This is a genomic window from Actinoplanes sp. NPDC051633 (assembly GCF_040681735.1).
Taxonomy (GTDB): Bacteria; Actinomycetota; Actinomycetes; order Mycobacteriales; family Micromonosporaceae; genus Actinoplanes.
On the sequence record NZ_JBFAZH010000669.1, the window covers coordinates 1 to 4,360 of the forward strand.

General features: G+C 70.0%; 3 protein-coding genes and 1 pseudogene. 3 read left to right on the forward strand and 1 reads right to left on the reverse strand.

Translation table 11 applies throughout. The features are described 5' to 3' along the window. Positions 1–87: 87 nt before the first annotated feature. Positions 88–663, forward strand: a pseudogene (locus AB0M20_RS29330) (ATP-binding protein); the annotation flags it as partial. A gap of 82 nt (positions 664–745) precedes the next feature. Then, positions 746–1,516: a YcnI family protein gene (locus tag AB0M20_RS29335; protein WP_364303551.1), complete on the forward strand. Its 771-nt coding sequence runs from the start codon at positions 746–748 to the stop codon at positions 1,514–1,516. Between the two features lie 291 nt (positions 1,517–1,807). Here the strand turns inward: AB0M20_RS29335 and zwf are convergent, their stop codons facing one another. Continuing rightward, positions 1,808–3,304 carry a glucose-6-phosphate dehydrogenase gene (zwf, locus tag AB0M20_RS29340; protein ID WP_364303552.1) on the reverse strand — a complete coding sequence of 499 codons (1,497 nt, stop codon included), beginning with the start codon at positions 3,302–3,304 and terminating at the stop codon, positions 1,808–1,810. Positions 3,305–3,511: 207 nt separating this feature from the next. Between zwf and AB0M20_RS29345 the strand changes: the two genes are divergently transcribed. Next, the coding region (locus AB0M20_RS29345; protein ID WP_364303553.1) for an exopolyphosphatase at positions 3,512–4,360 on the forward strand (849 nt) is incomplete at its 3' end.

Genomic DNA, 4,360 nt, shown 5'->3' on the forward strand with positions numbered 1-4,360 from the left:
TTTTAAAAAAGATGAGGAAAAGTACCAAAAAGAAATCAAAGCGTATGAGGCGTCTCTGAGTGTCCTTAGAATGAATTACCGAGATAGCTGGAGGTGGCGCAGCGGCTGCCCGACGACACCGACTGGCCGGCGCTCTCCGCGGATCTGCTCACCGACGTCGACCGGCTCAGCCGCCTCGTCGACGACCTGCTGCTGCTGGCCCGCGCGGACGACGCGGCGACCCGGGCGGCCGCGCCGCTGGTGCCGGTCGAGCTCGGCGCGCTGCTCGCGCAGGTCGCGGACCGATACCCGAGCGTCGGGTACGAGCCACCGCCGGCCGAGCTGACCGTCGAGGGCGAACCGGACGCCCTCGCCCGGACGGTCACGAACCTCCTGGACAACGCGGTACGCCACGCCGCGTCGACGGTCACCCTGGCCGCCCGTCCGCACGGCGACCACGCGGTGATCACCGTGACCGACGACGGGCCGGGCATCCCCGCGGCCGACCGCAAGCGCGTCTTCGACCGGTTCACCCGCCTCGACGACGGCCGGGCCCGCGACGCCGGCGGGGCGGGCCTGGGGCTGGCGATCGTGCGGGAACTGGTCCGCCGGCACCACGGGACGATTACCCTCGGCGACGCCGGGCCGGGGCTGCGGGCCGAGGTGCGACTTCCGCGTTGCTGAGATCCGTCTGGAACTTTGCGGCCCCGTCCGACGACCAATGCCGGTACCGATCTTTCGTCCGAGTGAGAAGGCCGAGAACACGATGAACTGGTTGAAGCGCGCGACCGTGGTGGCCGCGACGGTCGGGGCCGTCACCCTGGCCGTGGCCGCGCCCGCATCGGCGCACGTCACCGTCAGCTCCACCAACGCCGTCCAGGGCGGCTACGGGGTGCTGACCTTCCGCGTGCCGACCGAGAGCGACACGGCGTCGACCACGAAGGTCGAGATCAACCTGCCCGCGGACGCGCCGGTGGCCTCGGCCAGCACCCAGCCGATCCCGGGCTGGACGATCGCGGTGGTGAAGGCCAAGCTGGCCACGCCGATCAAGACCGACGACGGCGAGCTCACCGAGAGCGTCTCCAAGATCACCTTCACCGCCTCGGCGGACGCGGCCGTGAAGCCCGGCCAGTTCCAGCAGTTCGACATCTCGGCGGGCCCGCTGCCCAAGGTCGACCAGATGGTCTTCAAGGCCCTGCAGACCTACTCCGACGGCACGGTGGTCCGCTGGATCGACGCGCCCACCACGGACGGCACCGAGCCGGAGAGCCCGGCCCCGGTCCTGAAGCTCGCCGCCGCCGCGGCCGCCGAGGGCGGTGCGACGACCACGGCTGCGCCGACGAACACGCAGGCCGTCGCCCCCGACTCGTCGTCGGACTCCAGCACCGGCACGACGCTCGGCATCGCGGGCCTGGCCCTCGGCGTGATCGCCCTGATCATCGCCCTGCTGGCCTACCGCCGCGCGGGAGCGACCGCGACGGCCGGCGCACCCGCCACCGACGCCAAGGAGCGGGTCAGCTCCGGCAAGTCCAGCTGACGCCGACGCGGGAGGTCCGCCGGCTGCGCCGGCGGCCCTCCGCACATCGCCCGCCAAACAGTGGTAGCTCAACGGCCTTTCGGGGGCCGGGATGCGTGCGTGGGCTACCACTTTTCGGTCGCGCCGGGCGCGCGCGAGTGGGTGGCGGACGCGCGTCAGCGCGGAGCAGGCCTGGCGCGTAGCGTCGAGGCCGGCCACTCACGCAGAATGAAGGGAGCGCAGCGACCGGCTTCGGCGGGAGCTGCGGTCAGAGCCACCCACCCAGGTGCGACAGCCTGTTCTTGATCTTGCTCAGGCGGCCGAGTTGCGCCACTTGCGGCCGCTGCGGCCGATGAGGCGGTCGGCGTCGGTCGGGCCCCAGGAAGCGGCTTCGTAGGTGGGGATCGGATCGGCCGAGGCCGCCCAGTGCTCGATGATCGGGTCGACGATGCGCCAGCACTGCTCCACCTCGTCGGTGCGGATGAACAGCGTCGGGTCGCCCAGCAGCGCGTCCAGCAGCAGGCGCTCGTAGGCCTCCGGCGACTCCTCGGCGAACGTGCCGTCGTAGGAGAAGTCCATGCTCGCGGTGCGCACCCGGAACGAGTGGCCCGGCACCTTGGCGCCGAACCGCAGCGAGATGCCCTCGTTCGGCTGGATCCGCAGGATCAGCGCGTCGGCATCGAGGTCGGTCAGCTGGTTGGTCGGGATCGGCAGGTGCGGCGGCCGCTGGAACTGCAGCGCCACCTCGGTCAGCCGGGCCGGCAGCCGCTTTCCGGTACGCACGTAGAACGGCACCCCGGCCCACCGCCAGTTGTCCACGTTCAGCCGCATCGCCGCGTACGTCTCGGTGCGCGACAGCGGGTCGACGCCCTGCTCCTCGCGGTACCCGGCCATCAGGTCCTCGCGGGTGCCGCCGCGGGTGTACTGCCCGCGCACCGCCAGGTCGGCCACGTCGCGGTTGGTGGGCAGCCGCACCGCCTGCAGCAGCTTCACCTTCTCGTTGCGCAGCCCCTCGGCGTCGAACGACGCGGGCGGCTCCATCAGCGCCAGCGCGAGCACCTGCAGCACGTGGTTCTGCACGATGTCGCGCATCGCGCCGGCGTGCTCGTAGAAGCCGCCGCGGGTGCCGACGCCAAGCGTCTCGGCGACCGTGATCTGCACGTGGTCGACCCAGGAACGGTCCCAGATGGGCTGGAAGATCGAGTTGGCGAAGCGCAGGGCAAGGACGTTCTGCACGGTGTCCTTGCCCAGGTAGTGGTCGATGCGGAAGACGTGCGGCTCGTCGAAGGCGGCGTGCACGACCGCGTCCAGCTCGTGGGCGGTGGTCAGGTTGTTGCCGTACGGCTTCTCGATCACCAGCCGCGCGAAGGAGCCCTCGCGGGCGTGGTTGAGCCCCGCGCCGGCCAGCCCGTTGATCACCGGCTCGAAGGCCTCGGCCGGGGTCGACAGGTAGAAGATGCGGTTGCCGGCGGTGCCGCGGGTGGCGTCGAGCTCGTCGAGGACCTCACCGAGCCGCTTGTACGTCTCGGGGCTGTCGTAGCCGCCCGACACGTACCGGATGCCGCCCTGCAGCTGCGGCTTGTCGGTCAGACTGCGCCCGCCGAGCGCGCTCTGCCCGAACTGCTCGTCCTCCATCGGGGTGCGGGCGACGCCGACCAGGGCGAACTCACCGGGCAGGCGGTTGTGCCGGGCCAGGCTCTCGACGGCGGGCAGCAGCTTGCGACGGGTCAGGTCGCCGGAGGCACCGAAGATCACCAGTGTGGCCGGTGGGGCGCTGCGCTCCTGGATGAGCTGGGTGACGGGTTCCATGGCGGTAGATCGTCCTTAAGGCCGAGTCAAAGCGTCTGACTGTGAACCTTACGGCGCGACCGGCGCACACGGTTCAGACCGGTCCTGCGATGCGGCCAGGTCCGCGCCGACAAAAGTTACATTTGCCTTTAGTCGGGTCAGGGGCGGCGGCGAGGCCGGGCTGGCATATTGGGTCGTAACGGCAATTGCGGATGGGGGCACGCTCTCGTGAAGTACCGGCTCGTCACGCGCAGCGACTTCGACGGCCTGGTGTGCGCCGTCCTGCTGCGGGTCATGGACATGATCGACGACATCACCTTCGTGCATCCCAAGGACGTCCAGGACGGGGCGGTCGAGATAACCGACCGTGACATCCTGACCAACCTGCCGTACGACCCGCGTGCTTACATGGTGTTCGACCACCACCATTCGGAGACGCTGCGTAACCGGGGCGGGCTGGCGAACCACGTCATCGACGCCGCCGCGCCGTCCGCGGCGCGGGTCATCTACGAGCACTTCGGCGGCATCGAGCGGTTCCCGGACATCTCCGCCGAGCTGATGCGCGCCGTCGATCAGGCCGATTCCGCCGACTACACGCTCGACGACATCCTGCGTCCCGAGGGCTGGACACTGCTCAACTTCCTGATGGACAGCCGCACCGGGCTGGGCCGCTTCCGCGAGTTCCGGATCTCGAACTACCAGCTCATGATGCTGCTCATCGACGCCTGCATCGAGCACCAGGACGTACAGGACATCCTGGCGCTGCCCGACGTCGCCGAGCGGGCCGACCTCTACCGCGACTGCTCGGCGATGTTCGTCGAGCAGCTCAAGCGGGTCAGCCACGTCGAGGGTGACGTGGTCGTGGTCGATCTGCGCGACGAGGAGACGATCCACGCCGGCAACCGGTTCATGGTGTACGCGCTCTATCCCGAGGCCCGGGTGTCGGTGCACGTCATCTGGGGCCGGCAGAAGCTCAACACCGTGTTCGCGTGCGGCAAGTCGATCCTCGACCGCACCTCGCCGGTGGACATCGGCGAGGTGATGCTGCGCTACGGCGGCGGCGGTCATCTGGCGGCC

Bases quoted from the DNA above. Each gene is read 5' to 3' on its own strand.
- AB0M20_RS29335 (WP_364303551.1), top strand. From the start codon at position 746: ATGAACTGGTTGAAGCGCGCGACCGTGGTGGCCGCGACGGTCGGGGCC.
- zwf (WP_364303552.1), bottom strand. From the start codon at position 3,304: ATGGAACCCGTCACCCAGCTCATCCAGGAGCGCAGCGCCCCACCGGCC.